The 17,747-nt window shown below is 69.9% G+C and carries 15 protein-coding genes; 3 read left to right on the top strand and 12 right to left on the bottom strand.

The window, feature by feature from the left end:
• The first annotated feature begins 1 nt into the window (after position 1).
• The 3 genes from zwf to pgl are packed head-to-tail and all read left to right on the top strand — an operon-like array spanning position 2 to position 3,416.
• A complete protein-coding gene (gene zwf, locus ABZ845_RS00480; RefSeq protein WP_360971208.1) occupies positions 2-1,534 on the top strand; it encodes a glucose-6-phosphate dehydrogenase in 1,533 nt (510 codons plus the stop codon).
• Entirely contained in the window at positions 1,531-2,637 is a 1,107-nt protein-coding gene (gene opcA / locus ABZ845_RS00485) for a glucose-6-phosphate dehydrogenase assembly protein OpcA (protein ID WP_360971211.1), read from the top strand. The genes zwf and opcA overlap by 4 nt, the downstream gene beginning before the upstream one ends.
• Positions 2,634-3,416: a 6-phosphogluconolactonase gene (gene pgl, locus ABZ845_RS00490; protein ID WP_360971214.1), complete on the top strand. Its 783-nt coding sequence runs from the start codon at positions 2,634-2,636 to the stop codon at positions 3,414-3,416. Before opcA ends, pgl begins: the two co-directional genes overlap by 4 nt.
• Before the next feature lie 93 nt (positions 3,417-3,509).
• Here pgl and ABZ845_RS00495 read toward each other — a convergent pair whose 3' ends face one another.
• From ABZ845_RS00495 to uvrC, 12 genes are all read right to left on the bottom strand, one after another.
• A complete protein-coding gene (locus tag ABZ845_RS00495; RefSeq protein ID WP_360971217.1) occupies positions 3,510-4,529 on the bottom strand; it encodes a hypothetical protein in 1,020 nt (339 codons plus the stop codon).
• 116 nt (positions 4,530-4,645) lie between these two features.
• The gene (gene pgi / locus ABZ845_RS00500; RefSeq protein WP_360971220.1) at positions 4,646-6,298 is read right to left on the bottom strand and encodes a glucose-6-phosphate isomerase; all 1,653 of its coding nucleotides are present in this window, start codon (positions 6,296-6,298) and stop codon (positions 4,646-4,648) included.
• A 61-nt stretch (positions 6,299-6,359) separates the two neighbouring features.
• Positions 6,360-7,628, bottom strand: coding sequence for an MFS transporter (locus ABZ845_RS00505; RefSeq protein ID WP_360971223.1), 1,269 nt, complete (start codon positions 7,626-7,628; stop codon positions 6,360-6,362).
• A 240-nt stretch (positions 7,629-7,868) separates the two neighbouring features.
• Positions 7,869-8,204, bottom strand: a complete 336-nt coding sequence (locus ABZ845_RS00510) for an RNA polymerase-binding protein RbpA (RefSeq protein WP_128377828.1) — start codon at positions 8,202-8,204, stop codon at positions 7,869-7,871.
• A 217-nt stretch (positions 8,205-8,421) separates the two neighbouring features.
• Positions 8,422-8,658, bottom strand: a complete 237-nt coding sequence (secG, locus tag ABZ845_RS00515; protein WP_360971227.1) for a preprotein translocase subunit SecG — start codon at positions 8,656-8,658, stop codon at positions 8,422-8,424.
• Positions 8,659-8,810: 152 nt separating this feature from the next.
• The gene (tpiA, locus tag ABZ845_RS00520; RefSeq protein WP_360971230.1) at positions 8,811-9,587 is read right to left on the bottom strand and encodes a triose-phosphate isomerase; all 777 of its coding nucleotides are present in this window, start codon (positions 9,585-9,587) and stop codon (positions 8,811-8,813) included.
• Positions 9,588-9,592: 5 nt separating this feature from the next.
• On the bottom strand, positions 9,593-10,804 hold the full coding sequence (locus ABZ845_RS00525) for a phosphoglycerate kinase (RefSeq protein WP_360971233.1): 1,212 nt from the start codon (positions 10,802-10,804) through the stop codon (positions 9,593-9,595).
• Positions 10,805-10,974: 170 nt separating this feature from the next.
• Complete coding sequence (gene gap, locus ABZ845_RS00530; RefSeq protein WP_360971235.1) at positions 10,975-11,982, bottom strand: type I glyceraldehyde-3-phosphate dehydrogenase; 1,008 nt, start codon at positions 11,980-11,982, stop codon at positions 10,975-10,977.
• A gap of 426 nt (positions 11,983-12,408) precedes the next feature.
• Positions 12,409-13,398, bottom strand: coding sequence for a DNA-binding protein WhiA (gene whiA / locus ABZ845_RS00535; RefSeq protein ID WP_360971237.1), 990 nt, complete (start codon positions 13,396-13,398; stop codon positions 12,409-12,411).
• Positions 13,389-14,456 (bottom strand): uridine diphosphate-N-acetylglucosamine-binding protein YvcK, encoded by a 1,068-nt coding sequence (gene yvcK / locus ABZ845_RS00540; protein ID WP_360971240.1) that lies wholly within the window; start codon positions 14,454-14,456, stop codon positions 13,389-13,391. The genes whiA and yvcK overlap by 10 nt, the downstream gene beginning before the upstream one ends.
• Positions 14,453-15,469, bottom strand: a complete 1,017-nt coding sequence (rapZ, locus tag ABZ845_RS00545) for an RNase adapter RapZ (RefSeq protein ID WP_360971244.1) — start codon at positions 15,467-15,469, stop codon at positions 14,453-14,455. The genes yvcK and rapZ overlap by 4 nt, the downstream gene beginning before the upstream one ends.
• The gene (gene uvrC / locus ABZ845_RS00550) at positions 15,466-17,499 is read right to left on the bottom strand and encodes an excinuclease ABC subunit UvrC (RefSeq protein WP_360971246.1); all 2,034 of its coding nucleotides are present in this window, start codon (positions 17,497-17,499) and stop codon (positions 15,466-15,468) included. The genes rapZ and uvrC overlap by 4 nt, the downstream gene beginning before the upstream one ends.
• Positions 17,500-17,747: the final 248 nt, after the last annotated feature.

Below are 17,747 nucleotides of genomic sequence, written 5' to 3' on the forward strand. Positions count from 1 at the left end.
CTTGACATCCGTACACGGAGCGAACCCGCTTCGTGACGCCGCGGACCGACGGCTCCCGCGTATCGCGGGGCCGTCGGGCCTGGTCATTTTTGGCGTTACGGGCGATTTGTCACGTAAAAAGCTGATGCCTGCCGTATACGACCTGGCCAACCGCGGTCTGCTGCCGCCGGGCTTCTCGCTCGTCGGCTTCGCCCGCCGTGAGTGGCAGGACGAGGACTTCGCCAAAGAGGTCCATGACGCGGTCAAGGAGCACGCCCGTACTCCGTTCCGCGAGGAGGTCTGGCAGCAGCTCATCCAGGGGATGCGTTTCGTCCAGGGCACCTTCGACGACGACGACGCGTTCGAGCGGCTGCGCTCCACGATCGAGGATCTGGACAAGGCACAGGGCACGGGCGGCAACTTCGCCTTCTACCTCTCCGTACCGCCGAAGTCCTTCCCGGTGGTCATCCAGCAGCTGAAGAAGCACGGTCTGGCCGACCAGGCACGTGGCTCCTGGCGGCGCGCCGTCATCGAGAAGCCGTTCGGCCACGATCTGAAGTCGGCCGAGGATCTGAACTCGATCGTGCACGAGGTCTTCGCCCCGGACCAGGTCTTCCGTATCGACCACTATCTGGGCAAGGAGACCGTCCAGAACATCCTGGCGCTGCGGTTCGCCAACACGATGTTCGAACCGATCTGGAACCGGTCCTTCGTGGACCATGTGCAGATCACCATGGCCGAGGACATCGGCATCGGTGGCCGTGCCGGTTACTACGACGGCATCGGCGCCGCCCGCGACGTCATCCAGAACCACCTCCTCCAGCTGCTGGCCCTCACGGCCATGGAGGAGCCCGCGTCCTTCGACGCGGACGCGCTCGCCGCCGAGAAGACCAAGGTGCTCGGCGCCGTCCGGATCCCCCGGGACCTCGGCCGCGACACCGTGTTCGCGCAGTACTCGGCGGGCTGGCAGGGCGGCGAGAAGGCGGTCGGCTACCTCCAGGAGGAGGGCATCGACCCCAAGTCGAAGACCGACACCTACGCGGCGATCAAGGTGGGGATCGACAACCGCCGCTGGGCGGGCGTCCCCTTCTACCTGCGCACCGGCAAGCGCCTGGGGCGCCGGGTCACCGAGATCGCGGTGGTCTTCCAGCGCGCCCCGCACTCCCCCTTCGACACCACCGCCACCGAGGAACTGGGACAGAACGCGGTCGTCATCCGGGTCCAGCCCGACGAGGGCGTAACGGTCCGCTTCGGTTCCAAGGTGCCGGGCACCTCGATGGAGATCCGGGACGTGTCGATGGACTTCGCCTACGGCGAGTCCTTCACCGAGTCCAGCCCCGAGGCCTATGAGCGGCTGATCCTGGACGTCCTGCTGGGCGACTCCAACCTCTTCCCGCGCACCGAGGAGGTCGAGCGCTCCTGGGAGATCCTCGACCCGATCGAGGCGTACTGGGACAAGCACGGCAGGCCCGCGCAGTACCCGGCCGGAACCTGGGGTCCCGTCGAGGCGGACGAGATGCTCGAACGAGACGGACGGAGCTGGCGCAGGCCATGAAGATGGACCTCACGGACACCACTGCCAGCAAGATCAACAAGGCGCTGGTGCAGGGCCGCCGCGCCATCGGCACCCCCGCGGTCGGCATGGTCCTCACCCTCGTCATCGCCACCGACGAGGAGAACGCGTACGACGCCCTGAAGGCCGCGAGCGAGGCCTCGCGCGAGCACCCCTCGCGCACCCTCGTCGTCATCAAGCGCGTCTCGCGTTCCCCGCGCGACCGCACCTCCTCGCGGCTGGACGCCGAGGTACGGGTGGGCGCGGACGCCGGCACCGGCGAGACGGTGGTGCTGCGGCTGTACGGCGAGGTGGTGGACCACGCCCAGTCGGTGGTGCTGCCCCTGCTGCTGCCGGACGCCCCGGTCGTCGTCTGGTGGCCGGTGAACGCGCCGCTCGACCCGGCGAACGACCCGCTCGGCGCGCTCGCCCAGCGCCGCGTCACCGACTCCTACACCTCGGAGCTGCCGGTGCGGGAGCTGAGCGCCCGCGCGGCCGCCTACACGCCCGGTGACACCGATCTGTCGTGGACCCGCATCACGCCCTGGCGCTCGATGCTGGCCGCGGCCCTCGACCAGGTCGCCTGTGATGTCAAGGGCGTCGAGGTGGAGGGCGAGGAGTTCAATCCGAGCTGCGAGCTGCTGGCGATGTGGCTCGCGGACCGGCTGGACGTCCCCGTCAAGCGCTCGCCGTCCTCCGGCCCCGGCCTCACCGCCGTCCGGATGAACACCAACGGCGGCCCGATCGTGCTCGACCGGGCGGACGGCGCGCTCGCCACGCTCTCCATCGAGGGGCAGCCCGACCGCGCGGTGGCGCTCAAGCGCCGCGAAACGGCCGAGCTGATCGCGGAGGAGCTGCGCCGGCTCGACCCGGACGACACCTACGCCTCGGCGCTGCGGTTCGGCGTCGAGCGGCTGGTCGCAGGCGGGCCGGCCGGCAAGGCCCCGGGGCAGGAACCGGCTGCGGTCTCGGAGCCCTCCGAGGACGCGGCCCAGGAACCGGAGCCGGAGCCGGAGGCAGAGCCAGAGGCTGCGGCGGAGGCGAAGGCGAAGGCGAAGGCGAAGGCGGGCGAGAACGCCCCGGCGAAGAAGGCGGCAGCCAAGTGAGCACCCCGCAGCTTGTCGTGCACCGTGACAAGGAGCTCATGGCGCAGGCCGCGGCGGCCCGGCTGATCACCAAGGTCGTGGACGCGCAGGCCTCGCGCGGCTCGGCGTCGGTCGTGCTGACCGGCGGGCGCAACGGCAACGGCCTGCTGGCCGCGCTCGCCGCCGCGCCCGCCCGGGACGCGATCGACTGGGGCCGTATCGACCTGTGGTGGGGCGACGAGCGCTTCCTGCCGGAGGGCGATCCGGAGCGCAATTACACCCAGGCCCGCGAGGCGCTGCTCGACGCGGTGCCGCTGGACCCGAAGCGCGTGCACCCCATGCCCGCGTCGGACGGTCCGCACGGCGCGGGCGCCGAGGCGGCGGCCGAGGCGTACGCGGCGGAGCTGGCCCGGGCCGCGGGGCCCGAGAACCATGGCTCGGTGCCCACCTTCGATGTCCTGATGCTGGGCGTCGGTCCGGACACCCATGTGGCCTCGCTCTTCCCGGAGCTGCCCGCGGTACGGGAGACCGAGCGGACGGTGGTCGGGGTGCACGGAGCGCCGAAGCCGCCGCCCACCCGGACCACGCTCACGCTCCCGGCGATCCGGTCCGCCCGCGAGGTGTGGCTGCTCGCGGCCGGTGAGGACAAGGCGCAGGCGGTGGCCATAGCCCTGTCCGGGGCGGGAGAGATCCAGGCCCCGGCGGCGGGCGCCTGCGGCAGGTCGCGCACCCTGTGGCTGCTGGACGCCGCGGCGGCCTCGCAGCTCCCGCGGTCGCTCTACCCGCCGGCGTCGGCGTAAGGCGTAAGGGGGCGGGCGTTCCGGCGCCCGTCCCCCGGCGCCCCGCCCCGTCCGCGGTCCCCGGCGCCCCGCCCCGTCCGCGGTTTGCTCGGATCAACCGCTGTAAGGGCCGGGGCCGTATGGATAGCGCGGGTGGTTCGGAGGCGGAGGATAGGTGTTCCCGTACGGCGGTGGGGGCGGGGGCGAAGGATAGGTGTTCCCGTACGGCGGCGGGGGCGGAAGATAGGTGTTCCCGTACGGCGGCGCGAACGGGTTGCCGTACGGATTCCCCTGGTACGGGGGGAAGCCGTACCCCAGGCCCGGCGCCGGGAGAAAGCCGTACCCCGGCGGGAATCCAGGCGGTGGTGCAGGCATCGTCGGAAGCGTCGCGGGGTGCGCGCGCAGCCGTATGCCGTACCGCCGCTTGAGCCGGTTCATCTCGATCACGGCGATGCCCGTCACCGTCACCGGCGCGCCCAGGATGAAGACGATGCCCATCGCGAGGCTGAGCCCGTGCAGATCGCCGGTCACCAGATCCGGGATCGCCATCAGCCATGTCGTCACGGTGGCGAGCAACGGCGGCAGGCACCGATGCATCGCGGCCGTGCCGAAGAAGTTCCCTGACACCTGCAGGGTGCCGCACCACGCGAACCTGGTGAGCCACATCAACAGCGCGGTCAGCGGCAGCAGGTACCAGCTCGAGGAATGGGTCCACTGCACCATGACCACCGCCGCCACCCCGGCCACCCACACCAGCACCGTGCCGATGAAGAGCAGCAACAGCTTGAGCGAGTTCATCAAGGGCGCGCGCAGCTGGCTCACGGTTCCGGTGCGCCGCCAGACGCGAAGCATCGCTGCGACCATCAGCGGTGTCACCAGCAGAAGGACCCCGGACGCCGTCAGCGTGTTCTGCAGCATCTCGGCGAGGGAGAAGCCGCCCCGCACGAAGGTGTAGACACCGAGGGCCGCGATCGCCCCGCAGATGACCCGGGCGCGCTTGAGTTTCTCCACGGACGGATCGGCCGCCTCGGGGATCCACGCCGGGTGGAAGACCGCCTTCGCGACCTTCTTGGGTCTGAAGAGCGCCGTCATCGTCAGCCTGCCGCCGAGCCATCCGCTGTGCGAATCAGGCACTGCCGCTCCCCCGCGCCTTTGGTTTCATGATCGTCGAGGATTTTACGGAAGGGGGCGACGCCGCGTCGCCCCCTTCCGCTCTTCGGGGATTCCAAGAACTAAGAACGCACTACCCTTTAACGGCCCCGCAGTTCACGGTACTTGGCCACGAGCGCCTTGGTGGAACCGTCGAGGCCCGCCACCTCGGCGCCCTCGGTGAGGGCCGGTTCGATGCGCTTGGCGAGGACCTTGCCAAGTTCGACGCCCCACTGGTCAAAGGAGTCGATGTTCCAGATCGCGCCCTGGACGAACACCTTCTGCTCGTAGAGGGCGACGAGCTGGCCGAGGACCGAGGGCGTCAGTTCCCGGGCGAGGATCGTGGTGGTGGGCTTGTTGCCCTTGAACGTCTTGTGCGCCACCAGTTCCTCGGGAACACCCTCGGCGCGCACCTCGTCGGCCGTCTTGCCGAAGGCCAGCGCCTGCGTCTGCGCCAGGAAGTTGGCCATCAGCAGGTCGTGCTGCTCCTTGAGCCCCTCGCTCAGCTCCCCGACCGGCTCGGCGAAACCGATGAAGTCGGCAGGGATCAGCTTGGTGCCCTGGTGGATGAGCTGGTAGTAGGCGTGCTGGCCGTTGGTGCCGGGAGTGCCCCACACCACCGGGCCGGTCTGCCACTCGACCGGACTGCCGTCCCGGTCCACCGACTTGCCGTTGGACTCCATGTCCAGCTGCTGGAGATAGGCGGTGAACTTGGAAAGGTAGTGCGAGTACGGCAGCACCGCGTGCGACTGCGCGTCATGGAAGTTGCCGTACCACACGCCCAGCAGACCCAGCAGCAACGGCACATTGGACTCGGCGGGCGCAGTACGGAAGTGCTCGTCCACGGTGTGGAAACCGTCCAGCATCTCCCGGAAGCGGTCCGGACCGATGGCGATCATCAGGGACAGGCCGATCGCCGAGTCGTACGAGTACCGCCCGCCGACCCAGTCCCAGAACTCGAACATGTTGTCCGGGTCGATACCGAACTCGGTCACCTTCCCGGCGTTCGTCGACAGCGCGACGAAGTGCCGGGCGACCGCCTCCTGACCGGCCCCCAGCCCGGACAGCAGCCACTCGCGCGCCGACGTCGCGTTCGTGATGGTCTCGATGGTGGTGAACGTCTTCGAGGCGATGATGAACAGCGTCTCGGCCGGGTCCAGGCCTCGGGTGGCCTCATGCAGGTCGGCACCGTCCACGTTGGACACGAATCGCAGGGTCAGCGAACGGTCGGTGAAGGCGCGCAGCGCCTCGTACGCCATCGCCGGACCGAGGTCCGAACCGCCGATGCCGACATTGACCACGTTCTTGATGCGCTTGCCGGTGTGGCCCTTCCACTCGCCCGAGCGGACCCGGTCGGCGAAGGCTGCCATCTTGTCCAGCACCGCGTGGACCGCGGGCACCACGTTCTCTCCGTCGACCTCGATCACCGCGTCCCGCGGCGCGCGCAGCGCGGTGTGCAGCACCGCGCGCTTCTCGGTGACGTTGATCTTCTCGCCGCGGAACATGGCGTCCCTGAGCCCGAACACATCGGTGGCGGCGGCCAACTCCCGCAGCAGCCGCAGCGTCTCGTCGGTCACCAGGTGCTTGGAGTAGTCGACGTACAGATCGCCGACGGAGAGGGCGTACTGGGTGCCGCGCCCTGGGGCGGCCTCGAACAGCTCCCGCAGCTGCACCTCGCCGAGCTCCTCACGGTGCTTGGCCAGAGCGGTCCATTCGGGCGTCTGGTTGAGCCTGGTACGGCTGTCTGCGTTCATCTGGGACTTCAGCCTTCTTCCTCGCGTGTGCTCGCCCCGCTGCGGGTTCCAACCTAATTGATCAGACCGCCGGGTGACCGGCCGTCACGCCGTCGGCCGGTTCAACAACAGATACGTCCTGTTTGCGGCCGGATATCAACCAGGTGACGGCCAGCCCGAACAGTGCCGCGGCGAGCAGCGCCGGACCGTTGAGACCGTACGTCCGCGCCGCGGCTCCCCCGAGCACCGCGCCGAGGGGGGCACCTGCCGTGGAGGCCGTGCGGAAGGCGGATGCGACACGGCCCGTCATGGACTCGGGGCTGCGCTGCTGCATCAGCGTGACCTGGTTGACGTTCCAGACCATGCCCATGGATCCGAGCAGCAGCATGCCCGCCAGGAGCGCCCACGGGTGGCGGACGGTACCGATGAGCAGCAGGGACGCCGTCTGTATCGTGCCTGCCACGAGGAGCGCGCGGGCCCGTCCGGTGCGGCGCGCGATCCGCTGTGCGGCGAAGCCCCCGGCCAGGCCCCCGGCCGAGTACGCCGTCATCGCGGCCGCGTAACCCTCGGTGCCCGCGTGCAGCCAGCGCGTCACATGCAGCACCAGGGTGGCGATCAGGCCCCCCATGCCGATGTTGCACAGCAGCGTGGCCGCGCAGACGGCCCGCAGCACCCGGTCGCACCACAGCACGCGCAGGCCTTCGGCGATCTCGGCCCGGAGGGTGCCGCCCGCCGCGCGCGGCTCCCGCCCGGACGGCCGGAGCCTCAGGGAGGCGACGAGGGCGGCGGCCAGCAGATAGGTGCCCGCGTCGGCCGCGAACGGCATGAAGGCGCCCGCCGCCAGCAGCAGCGGCACGAACGGGCCCGCCAGCAGGCCGCCCGCGAACTGCTGGCCGGTCATCAGCCGGGCGTTTGCGCTGCCCAGGGTCTCCCGGTCGACCAAAGAGGGCAGCAGGGCCGTGGAGGCGTTGTCGAAGAGCGTCTGGAGCGTGGTGAGCGAGAAGGCGAGCACCAGCAGCAGCGGTATCGACGCGTACCCGAGCGCCACGGCGAGCGCGAAAGCGGCGACGAGCAGGCCCCGCACCGTGTCGACGGCCCACATCGCGCGTCGCTGATCCAACCGGTCGGCCACGGCCCCGCCCAGCAGTCCGAAGAGCAGCCAGGGAACATAGCCGCAGGCCGTGACGAACGCGATCACGAGCGGGTCGTCGGTGAGCCGTACGGCGAGCAGGGGCAGCGCCGCGGTGCGCAGGGCGTCCCCGAACCGGGAGACCACGGCGGCGGTCCACAGCCGCCCGAATCCCCCGCGCCATGCGGGCGCGCGCACGTCCACTGCCTCGACCGTCGCCACGATTCCCCCCTCACGATTCGCCGATGCACAAACCGTAGAGGGGACCACTGACAACCGGGCGGGAGCCGGTTGCCGCCGGCCGATGAGAGCGGGTGAGGGCAGTCCGGCCGGACACCGGTCGGTGTCAGGCCATGCGGTCACCCGGCTCCGGTGAGGCCGAGAGCCTGAGGGACGAGGGCTGCGAAATCTAGTGCCGGAACAGGCAAGGTTCGCCTCGGGCGAACGTTGCCTGTCGCCGCACTAGATTTCGCCCCGCAGTTTCGCGAGCGCCTCGGCGAGGATCGCCTCGCCGTCCGCGTCGCTGCGCCGCTCCCGTACATACGCGAGATGCGTCTTGTAGGGCTCGGTGCGCGGAGGGTCCGGCGGGTTGTCCCGGTCCTGGCCGGCCGGGAAGCCGCAGCGCGGGCAGTCCCAGTTGTCGGGAACCTGCGCGTCGCTGGCGAAGCTCGGCTGCGTCTCGTGCCCGTTGGAGCACCAGAAGGAGACGCGCAGCCGCGGCGCGGACTCGCCGCGCTCGGCCTCGCCCATCGGCCCCGCCCCGACCCGGCTTCCTCGGATCGCGTTGCCACTTGCCACGGTCGTAACTCCCTGCGTGATGGTGCCGCGAAGCAGGTCGGCGTTTCACTTCGCTGCGAGCGCCTCAGTCTACGTAAGGCCCAACGCGCGTCCAGTGATGGGAGTTACCCCCGCCGCCAGACGCACGCCCCATGATAGGCCGCGTCCGGAGACGCGTGCCGAACATGGGGCGTTACGTGCTCTATGTGCGGTTCGCCGCCATGACAGCGAGCCGATACTAGCCCTTTACCTTCATCAGGATGCCGAGCACCACGATGCTGGCGAGCCAGAGCAGACCGATCACGATGGTGATCCGGTCGAGGTTGCGCTCGGCGACCGAGGAGCCGCCGACGGAGGACTGCATGCCGCCACCGAACATGTCGGAGAGGCCGCCGCCCTTCCCCTTGTGCATCAGCACCAGCAGCATCAGCAGCAGGCTGAAGACGATCAGGGCGATCGAGAACCCCAAAACCACGGCTGGACCAACTTCCTCGGATTCGGATGACGACGGGGCCGAAGCCGTCCGGGAAACTTCACGTTCCCCCGAACAGTCTCGGCCCCGCAAGGGTACGACGAATCGCCCCTACCGCATACTCGCAACCTGCCGCTTCACCCGCGGCGCCCGGTTCACTGGTCCCGGAAGCGGACGATCTTGACGAACTCGTCGGCGTCCAGAGAAGCACCGCCGACCAGCGCACCGTCGATGTCCGGCTTCGACATAATTTCCGCCACATTGCCGGACTTCACGGAGCCGCCGTACTGGATGCGGACCTGGTCGGCCACCTCCTGCGAGTACAGCTCGGCGATCTTGCCGCGGATCGCCGCGCAGACCTCCTGGGCGTCGTCGGCGCCGCAGACCTTGCCCGTGCCGATGGCCCAGACGGGCTCGTAGGCGATCACGATCGAGCCGGCCTGCTCGGCCGACAGGTCCTTGAGGCCGCCCTCGACCTGCGCGAGGGTGTGCGCGACATGGCTGCCCGCCTCGCGGACCCCCAGTTCCTCGCCGACGCACAGGATCGGGGTCAGACCGTGCTTGAAGGCGGCCTTGACCTTGGCGTTCACCAGTTCGTCGGTCTCGTCGTGGTACTGGCGGCGCTCGGAGTGACCGATCGCCACGTACGTGCACTTCAGCTTGGCCAGCATCGGTCCGGAGATCTCGCCGGTGTAAGCACCGGAGTCGTGCGCCGAGACGTCCTGGGCACCGTACTTGATCTTGAGCTTGTCGCCGTCGACCAGGGTCTGCACGGAGCGCAGGTCGGTGAAGGGCGGCAGGACCGCGACCTCGACGGCGTCGTAGTCCTTGTCGGCCAGGGCGAAGGCGAGCTTCTGGACGTGTGCGATGGCCTCGAGGTGGTTGAGGTTCATCTTCCAGTTGCCTGCCATCAGCGGCATGCGCGTGCTCATCGAGGTCAGTCCTCCAGTGCGGCGAGGCCGGGGAGCGTCTTGCCCTCGAGGTATTCGAGGGAGGCGCCACCGCCGGTCGAGATGTGGCCGAATGCCGATTCGTCGAAGCCCAGGATGCGGACGGCCGCGGCGGAGTCGCCGCCTCCGACCACGGTGAAGCCCGGGGTCTCGACGAGGGCGTGGGCGACCGCCTTGGTGCCCTCGGCGTAGTCGGGGTGCTCGAAGACGCCCATGGGACCGTTCCAGAAGACGGTGGCCGCGTCGGCGAGCTTCGAGGCGTACAGCTGGCGGGTCCTGGGACCGATGTCCAGGCCCTCCTGGTCCGCCGGGATCTCGTCCGCGGCGACGACGGTGGGGTTGGCGGGGGCCTTGGTCTTCAGATCCGGGAACTCGGGGGAGACCAGCACGTCGACGGGGAGGAGCAGCTCCACACCGTTCTTCTCCGCGCGTTCCATGTACTCGGTGACGGCCGGGATCTGGTCCTCCTGGAGGAGCGAGATGCCGACCTCGTGGCCCTTGGCCTTGAGGAAGGTGTAGGCCATGCCGCCCCCGATGAGCAGCCGGTCCGCCTTGTCGAGCAGCTGGTCGATGACGGCAAGCTTGTCGGACACCTTCGCGCCGCCGAGCGCGACGACGTAGGGCCGCTTGACGTCCTCGGTGAGCTTCTTCAGCACGCCGACCTCGGTGGCGATGAGGTAGCCGGCGTAGTGCGGCAGCCGGGCCGGCAGGTCGAAGACGGAAGCGTGCTTGCGGTGCACCGCGCCGAACCCGTCGCCCACGTAGACATCGGCGAGGGCGGCGAGCCGGTCGGCGAACTCGCCGCGCTCGGTGTCGTCCTTGGAAGTCTCTCCGGGGTTGAAGCGCAGGTTCTCGATGACCGCGACCTGCCCGGGCTGCAGGCCGTCCACCGCGTCATGGGCGGCGGGTCCGACGGTGTCGTCGGCAAACGCGACGGGCGCGCCGAGGAGTTCGCCGAGGCGCTCGGCAGCGGGCAGCAGGGAAAAGGCCGGGTCCGGGGCACCCTTGGGGCGGCCCAGGTGCGAGGCGACCACCACCTTGGCGCCCGCGTCGGCCAGGGCCTTGACGGTGGGCAGGACGGCACGGATGCGGCCGTCGTCGGTGATGAGGCCGTCGGCGAGCGGGACGTTCAGGTCGGCGCGGACGAAGACCCGCTTTCCGTCCACGCCTTCGGAGAGGAGTTCGTCGATCGTCTTCATAAAGGGACTCCTGGGGAGGGGCTCTTGATCGTACGAGGGCCGGTCGATCAGGCGCACGGGCGGGTGCCCGGCGCACGCGCGTCAGCCCTGGCGTACGCGCGTCAGGGCCCGGGCGGCGCGACGGTGCGCTGCCCGAGCCCTGCTGTCACATCGAGATGCCTAGTCGGCGATCAGAGCTGGCCGCCGACGAAGACCGTCAGGTCGACCAGACGGTTGGAGTAGCCCCACTCATTGTCGTACCAGCCGATGACCTTCACGTTCTTGCCGTCCTGGACCATGGTCAGGGAGGAGTCGAAAGTGCAGGACGCCGGGGCGTTGACGATGTCCGAGGAGACGATCTCGTCCTCGGTGTACTCGAGGATGCCCTTCAGCTCGCCCTCGGCGGCCTTCTGGAAGGCGGCGTTGATCTCTTCCTTGGTGACCTCGCGACCGAGCTCGACGACCAGGTCGGTGACCGAGCCGGTCGGGACCGGGACGCGCATGGCCATGCCGTCCAGCTTGCCCTTGAGCTGGGGCAGGACCAGGGCGGTGGCCTTGGCGGCACCGGTGGTGGTCGGGATGATGTTCTCGGCGGCGGCACGCGCGCGGCGCAGGTCCTTGTGCGGGAAGTCCAGGATGCGCTGGTCGTTCGTGTACGCGTGCACCGTGGTCATCAGGCCCTTGACGATGCCGAAGTTCTCGTCGAGGACCTTCGCCATCGGGGCCACGCAGTTGGTGGTGCAGGAGGCGTTGGAGATGACGTGGTGGTTCGCCGCGTCGTACGTGTCCTGGTTGACGCCCATCACGATGGTGACGTCTTCGTTCTTGGCGGGGGCGGAGATGATGACCTTCTTGGCGCCACCGGCGATGTGCTTCTCGGCGTCTTCCTTCTTGGTGAAGATGCCCGTCGACTCGATGACGATGTCGACGCCCAGCTCGCCCCACGGGATGTCGGCGGGGTTGCGCTCGGAGAGGACCTTGATCGTCTTGCCGCCGACGCTGATGGTGTCCTCGGTGTGGGACACCTCCTCCTTCAGACGGCCGAGGATGGTGTCGTACTTCAGCAGGTGGGCGGTGGTCGCGGTGTCACCCAGGTCGTTGACAGCCACGATCTCGATGTCTGCACCCTGCTCCAGCAGCGCGCGGAAGTAGTTACGACCGATGCGGCCAAAGCCGTTGATGCCTACGCGGATCGTCACGAAGCGATCTCCTCGTTGGTACGCCGGCTGCAGACGCCGGCGAGCTGTATGTGATGTCCCCGACCACGCACGACCCTACCCTTCCGGGGCCCCCGTAGTGACATCCAGATGCCTCATACACGGCAGGGCCGTCCTTACCCGCCAGTAGGGGTACGGACCGCCCGGAGTTGGAGGCCCGGTCACTCGTTCCGGCGACAAGAACCCAACTGCCGTTGATTGCGGTGCGCCAGAGAACGGGTGTCCTCGGCGAGCCGGAAGGCGACCGGGGGACGCGGTCGCCTTCCGGCTCGTCCGGGGCCGGCTCGCGGGCCGGTTCGGTGCCCCGGTCTCGTGGGCCGGCCCGGTGACTCTCAACGAAAGAGCCGGTGCCGTCGTCCCAAGTGGGCGACGGCAACGGCGTGTTGGTGTGCGTGGCGGCCTGCGGCATCAGCCCGCCAGGTTGTCCGCCATCTCCTCGGTCAGGTTGGACTCGGTGCCCGGGATGCCCAGGTCGGCGGCCCGCTTGTCGGCCATCGCCAGCAGCCTGCGGATACGGCCCGCGACCGCGTCCTTGGTCAGCGGCGGGTCGGCGAGAGCGCCCAGCTCCTCGAGGGAGGCCTGCTTGTGCTCCATGCGCAGTCGGCCCGCGGCGGCGAGGTGCTCGGGGACCTCGTCAGCGAGGATCTCCAGGGCGCGGGCGACCCGCGCGCCCGCGGCGACGGCGGCACGGGCCGAGCGGCGCAGGTTGGCATCATCGAAGTTGGCCAGGCGGTTCGCCGTGGCGCGGACCTCGCGGCGCATCCGGCGCTCCTCCCAGGCCAGCACGGACTCGTGCGCGCCGAGGCGGGTGAGCAGCGCTCCGATGGCGTCGCCGTCCCTGACGACCACCCGGTCGACGGTCCGCACCTCGCGGGCCTTCGCTGCGATGGAGAGCCGACGGGCGGCGCCGACCAGGGCGAGGGCCGCCTCCGGGCCGGGGCAGGTCACCTCCAGGGAGGACGAACGGCCGGGCTCCGTCAGCGAGCCGTGCGCCAGGAACGCGCCGCGCCAGGCGGCCTCCGCGTCGCAGGTGGCGCCGGAGACGACCTGCGGGGGCAGACCGCGGATCGGGCGGCCCCGGCCGTCGACGAGCCCGGTCTGGCGGGCCAGCTGGTCACCACCCGCGACGACGCGCACCACATAGCGGGAGCCGCGGCGCAGGCCCCCGGGGGCCATCACGATCAGCTCGGAGCTGTGGCCGAAGATCTCGAGGATGTCGCGCTTGACCCGCCGGGCCGCCATCGCGGTGTCCAGCTCGGCCTCGATCACGATGCGGCCGCTGACCAGGTGCAGTCCGCCCGCGAACCGCAGGATCGCCGAGACCTCCGCCTTTCTGCAGCAGGTCCGGGTGACGGGAAGCCGGGAGATCTCGTCTTTCACCGCTGCCGTCATCGCCATGGGCCGATCCTTCCATGCATCCGAAAAATACGGTCGTACGCGGCGGCCAGCAGCTCCGGGTCGTGCCGCGGGGTTCCGTCGGTCCGGGCCACCGGCGCCAGCTCGACCGCTGCGCCGAACCGCTTGGCGGCCTCGTTGAGCAAGGCACGGTCGGGCACGGCGGCCTGGTCGGCGAGCACCACGTCCAGGGCGAGTTTAGGGGCGTGTCGTCCCAAAACCTCCAAATGACGCTGCGGGGAGAAGCCCGCGGTCTCTCCCGGCTGCGGGGCGAGGTTCAAGGAGAGTACCCGGCGCGCCTTCGTCTCCGTGAGCGCGTCGAGGAGCTCCGGCACCAGAAGATGCGGGATCACCGAGGAGAACCAGGAGCCGGGTCCGAGTACCACCCAGTCGGCGTCCAGGACCGCTGCGACGGCCTCGGGCACGGCGGGCGGGTCGGGCGGGAGCAGATGCACGGACTGCACCTCTCCGCGGGTGAGCGCGACGGTCGCCTGCCCCTGTACCGTGCCGACCTCGTCCGGGCGCTCCGGGTCGTGCCCCTTGACCATCGCCTCGAGTGCCAGGGGCACGGCGGACATGGGCAGCACCCGGCCGTGGGCGCCCAGGAGCCGGCCGACCAGGTCGAGGGCCTGGACATGGTCCCCCAGCTGTTCCCACAGGGCCACGATCAGCAGATTCCCGACCGCGTGGTCGTGCAGGTCGCCCTGGGAGTGGAAGCGGTGCTGGATGACACGCGACCAGGTCTGGCCCCAGTCGTCGTCGCCGCACAGCGCGGCCAGCGCCTTGCGCAGGTCGCCTGGCGGAAGCACCCCGAGTTCGTCGCGCAGACGGCCGCTGGAGCCGCCGTCGTCCGCGACGGTGACCACGGCCGTGAGGTCGCCGGTGATGCGGCGCAGCGCGGCGAGCGAGGCGGACAGGCCCATGCCGCCGCCGAGGGCGACCACCTTGGGCTGGGTGCCGCGGCGGCGCGCCCGGCCTCCGCGGGCCTCGGCGGGGCTTCCGCCGCGTCCCTCGGACACCACCCGGCGCAGCCTGCTCAGCCGCAGAGTACGTCCAGTCACTCGCGCCCCATGTCCCGGTGCACGACCACGGTCTCCACTCCCTCGGCGGCCAGGCGAGCGGCCAGTTTCTCGGACATCGCGACGGAGCGGTGCTTTCCGCCCGTGCATCCGATCGCGATGGTCACATAGCGCTTGCCCTCGCGGCGGTACCCGGCCGCGATGAGCCGGAGCAGCTCGGCGTAGCGGTCCAGGAACTCCTTGGCGCCGGGCTGGTTGAAGACGTAGGCAGCGACCTCCTCGTTGAGTCCGGTGTACGGGCGCAGCTCCGGGACCCAGTGCGGGTTGGGCAGGAACCGCATGTCGGCGACGAGGTCGGCGTCCACCGGGAGGCCGTACTTGAAGCCGAAGGACATGACGGTGGCCCGCAGCTCGGGCTCCTCCTCGCCGGCGAACTGGGCGTCCATCTTGGCGCGCAGCTCGTGCACGTTGAGGCTGGAGGTGTCTATCACCAGATCGGCGTCGCCGCGCAGCTCACGCAGCAGCTCGCGCTCGGCGGCGATGCCGTCGACGATGCGGCCGTCGCCCTGGAGGGGGTGCGGGCGGCGGACGGACTCGAAGCGGCGCACCAGGGCCTCGTCCGAGGACTCCAGGAACACGATCCGCCGGGTGACGTTCTTCGACTCCAGGTCCGCCAGGGACTCGCGCAGGTTGTCGAAGAAGCGCCGTCCGCGCACGTCGACGACGACCGCGATCCGGGCGACATTGCCCTGGGAGCGGGCGCCGAGCTCCACCATGGTGGGGATCAGCGCCGGCGGCAGGTTGTCCACCACGAACCAGCCGAGGTCTTCCAGACACTTGGCGGCCGTCGACCGGCCCGCTCCGGACATTCCGGAGATGATCACCAGTTCGGGGATGGCCGCCTCCGGCACCCCGGTTGTTTCGATACCCGTCGTCACCTGTGCTCCGTCTTCCTGGCCTGCCGGCCGGGGCGTCGGGTCCTCGCCGCCCTTCTCACCATGAGCCGGACGGCCCTGTGCCGAGCGTTCTTCTTCGCTCTTGTCGTGCTCGCTCATGTCTCCTGCCCCCGTCGCTCGTGCGGGGGACCCGCGGACACGGGCTCCCCTGGGGAACCCGTCGTCGTCACGGGTTCCTCCTCTTCCATGATCTCTCCGGTCGCCGTGTTCACGGCCGGCGCGGCCGGGGCCGCCTGGGCGAGGGCCACGGCGATCGTCTCAGCCGTCTTGCGGCCGATGCCGGGGACCTCCTGGATCTGGTCGATTGTCGCGGATCGCAGCTTCTTCACCGAGCCGAAGTGCTTGATCAGCGCCTGTTTGCGTGTCTCGCCGAGGCCCGCCACGTCGTCCAGGGGGCTCGCCCTCAGGCGCCTCGTGCGTTTGGTCCGCTGATAGGTGATCGCGAAGCGATGCGCCTCGTCACGGACGCGCTGGAGCAGGTACAAGCCCTCGCTGGTGCGGGGCAGCACCACCGGGTCGTCCTCGTCCGGCAGCCACACCTCCTCCAGCCGCTTGGCGAGGCCGCACACGGCGATGTCGTCGATGCCGAGCTCGTCCAGCGCCTTCTTCGCGGCGGCGACCTGCGGCTGCCCGCCGTCCACGACGACGAGCTGCGGGGGGTAGGCGAACCGCTTGGGCCGCCCGTCGTCGTCGGTCAGGGACTCCCCGTCCGCCCACTCCCCCGTCTTCTCCTTGTCCGCGAGGTAGCGCCGGAAACGGCGGGTGACCACCTCGTGCATGGACCGTACGTCGTCCTGGCCCTCGAAACCCTTGATCTGGAAGCGCCGGTACTCGCTCTTGCGCTGCAGCCCGTCCTCGAAGACGACCATGGAGGCCACCACGTCCTCGCCCTGGAGGTGCGAGATGTCGTAGCACTCGACCCTGAGCGGAGCGCTGTCCAGGCCGAGGGCCTCGGCGATCTCCTCCAGGGCGCGCGAGCGGGTGGTCAGGTCGGAGGCGCGCTTGGTCTTGTGCAGGGCGAGCGCCTGCTGGGCGTTGCGCTGCACGGTCTCCATCAGCGCCTTCTTGTCGCCGCGCTGCGGGATGCGCAGCGACACGTTCGCCCCTCGGCGGTCGGTGAGCCAGTCCTGGACGGGCTCTATGGGCTCGGGGAGCGCCGGGACCAGCACCTCCTTGGGGACCGCGTCGCCCGTCTCCTCGCCGTACAGCTGCTGGAGGGCGTGTTCGACGAGGGCGCCGGTGGTGATCTCCTCGACCTTGTCGGTGACCCAGCCGCGCTGGCCCCGGACGCGTCCGCCGCGGACGTGGAAGATCTGCACGGCCGCCTCCAGCTCGTCCTCGGCGACCGCGATCAGATCGGCGTCGGTCGCGTCGGTGAGCACGACCGCGCTCTTCTCCATGGCCTTCTTCAGGGCCTCGATGTCGTCGCGCAGTCGGGCGGCCCGCTCGTACTCCATCTCCTCGGCCGCCTCCGTCATCCGCTTCTCCAGGCGGCGCAGGTACGTGCCCGTGCGGCCCGCCATGAAGTCGCAGAACTCCTCGGCCAGTTCCTTGTGCTCCTCGGGCGGGATCCGGCCGACGCAGGGCGCGGAGCACTTGCCGATATAGCCGAGGAGACAGGGGCGGCCGGTGCGGGCGGCGTTCTTGAACACCCCGGCCGAGCAGGTGCGCACGGGGAAGACGCGCAGCAGCAGGTCCACCGTGTCGCGGATCGCCCACGCGTGCCCGTAAGGACCGAAGTACCGCACGCCCTTGCGTTTTTGGCCGCGCATCACCTGGACCCGCGGAAACTCCTCGTTCATCGTCACCGCGAGGTACGGATAGCTCTTGTCGTCGCGGTACTTGACGTTGAACCGGGGGTCGTACTCCTTGATCCAGGTGTATTCCAGCTGCAGGGCCTCGACCTCCGTGGACACCACCGTCCACTCCACGGACGCGGCCGTGGTGACCATGGTGCGGGTGCGCGGGTGGAGGTGCGCCAGGTCCTGGAAGTAGTTCGCCAGGCGCTGGCGCAGGCTCTTCGCCTTTCCGACGTAGATCACCCGGCGGTGCTCGTCCCGGAACTTGTACACCCCGGGAGAGTCCGGGATCTGTCCCGGCTTGGGGCGGTAGCTGGAGGGGTCGGCCATGTCTCACACCCTACTGGCGGGGGCCGACAGCGCGGTGACCCTGTGGACAGCCGCCGGCGGAGCCGGTGCATGGCGGGCAGAGCCGGTGCCCTGGCGGTCCGGGGCCGGTTTTTGGCCGGGCACCGCAGGACGCCACCGAACCGGCCACGGGGGCGAGGAGTCTTCCATGGCCTACGCATCCAGTGTTGTCGGGGCTTGGTCAACACGCTTCAATGCGGGAAGCCCTCGGGCCGTGATCGGCGGAGTCC

This window comes from Streptomyces sp. NPDC047022 (assembly GCF_040644155.1).
Lineage (GTDB): Bacteria > Actinomycetota > Actinomycetes > Streptomycetales > Streptomycetaceae > Streptomyces.